This window comes from Bacillus cereus (assembly GCF_002561295.1).
GTDB lineage: Bacteria > Bacillota > Bacilli > Bacillales > Bacillaceae_G > Bacillus_A > Bacillus_A cereus_S.
Map to the genome: position 1 here is coordinate 1 of NZ_NTUG01000053.1, position 1,872 is coordinate 1,872.

Consider the following 1,872-nt stretch of genomic DNA (forward strand, 5'->3'; position numbering starts at 1 on the left):
TTTGCCGCTCATTTGCGACTCCCTTATGTTAACATCTTTGTATTTCGATGTCAACTAAGTTTTTTATTTCGTTTGTCGCGTTTGCGTTATTTCTATCAGCGACTCGTATAATATTACACCTCTATATAGTAATAGTCAATACTTTTTCAATAAAAACTTAATACGTACTCCATTCTCCCATTTAGACTCTGAGTAATTCATCATTTTTATAATCATATATAAGGCAGCCATTACAACGAGAATAACTCCTAACATTGAAATCTACAAAATAACAAAGTAAAACCTAGTACTATAGATCTGAGTTTTTTATAGTAGCAGCCATCTTTCATCCATAACCCTCTCTTTCTGGAACAACATTGCCTTTTAATAATTCTCGACCCATTCTAACTTACTCAATATATAGTGATTATAAAGTTCATCTTCTATCGTCTGTTCCCTCAGTTAAGTAAAGCCACATTTTTCAATCACTTTATTTGATGCAATGTTGTTAATTAAAGCTATTACGTTAAGCACACTTACATTTAGCCTCATAAACAACTAGTCAGTCAATTTTTTAGACGCTTTAGTAACACAACCTTTATTTTATATAAAGAATCGAGTATAAAACTATTACATTTTTATACTCGATTTACTATACTATTTTACTGTTTCCCTGTGTTACCCGAACTACCTACTCCTAAGCCCCCCTTCTTTTTACATACTATTACTAGTTCCTTTATGTACAGACTTCATTACAGATCGCACTTTATTTTGATCAGCCCATATCACACCAAAAAGAACTAAACACCCTCCTATTAAAATCCTCCATGTTAAAGATTCATTTAATAGAATAACCGAAGCAATAATACTGATAAGTGGTAAAGCATTTAAATACAACCCACTTACTGATGCCGAAACCTTTTCTAGTGCTTTATTCCAAAGCCAGTAAGCAAGAATCGTTGCACCAATAATAAGATATACAAGACTAAATCCAGCCTTCCATGTATGTAGTTTTGGTAAACCGTAATAAAAAGTTTCAATAGCAGCAAAAGGTAATAAAATAATAGCTCCAATTAACAATGTTAATGTAGTAAACACTTCATTTGATAACTTCTTTTCTTGTTTTGGTCGTTTCAGTAATATTGTGTAGTAGGCAAACAAGAATGTACTACATAAAATAAGTATGTCTCCTGCTAAAGAAGCACTTTGAGTTTCATTACTGGATGGAACTGTAATACATAAGACTCCAATAAGACCTAATACAATTCCAGTCCAATAGTTTCCTTGGATTTTTTCTTTTAACAAAATCGCAGAAAAAACAATTGTAACTAATGGCAATACAGCATCAATAATACTAACGTGCAAACCACTTGTTAATGAAATGCCGTATGATGTGAACATAAAATAGCCAGCTACACCGGTAAAAGATAATAAACTCATTCTCTTCCATGGTACATCCCTATTTGTAATACTTTTCCGTAATCCATTAAAAGACAACATTGCACTTATCCCACCAGCAAAAAAAAGGCGGAGAAATAATAATGTAAATGGTTGAATTGATTCAAGCGCCCATTTTGTTGGAGCAATTGCTATTCCCCATAATAGAATTGCCGTTAATAGCATACCTATCCCTTTGATGTTTATCTCCTCCCTGTTCATATTTACATATATTCTCATCTTACTATGTACTCTAATAAACTAGATAGCAATTTATATAGAAAAAAGAGAATCCACAGAGAATAAACATCATACAATTTCTGATAAAAGAATGCATGTTAACAACAGGTGTTTCCACATAAAGAAAACACCTGTTCAGCCTACAACTACTTTTAATACTTTTCTTATATAAAAACACAAAAAAGACGAGTCATTCTGACTCGTCTTAAAGTTGCT

At 32.2% G+C, this 1,872-nt stretch carries 1 protein-coding gene and 1 pseudogene; both read right to left on the bottom strand.

The genetic code is table 11. The features are described 5' to 3' along the window. Positions 1 to 363: 363 nt before the first annotated feature. Positions 364 to 582 (bottom strand): annotated as a pseudogene (locus CN373_RS25970) (GNAT family N-acetyltransferase); the annotation flags it as partial. Positions 583 to 693: 111 nt separating this feature from the next. Further along, on the bottom strand, positions 694 to 1,602 hold the full coding sequence (locus CN373_RS23505; RefSeq protein WP_098360290.1) for a DMT family transporter: 909 nt from the start codon (positions 1,600 to 1,602) through the stop codon (positions 694 to 696). Positions 1,603 to 1,872: the final 270 nt, after the last annotated feature.

Excerpts from the sequence above, each read along its gene's own strand:
- CN373_RS23505 (WP_098360290.1), bottom strand. The coding sequence starts at position 1,602 with ATGCTATTAACGGCAATTCTATTATGGGGAATAGCAATTGCTCCAACA.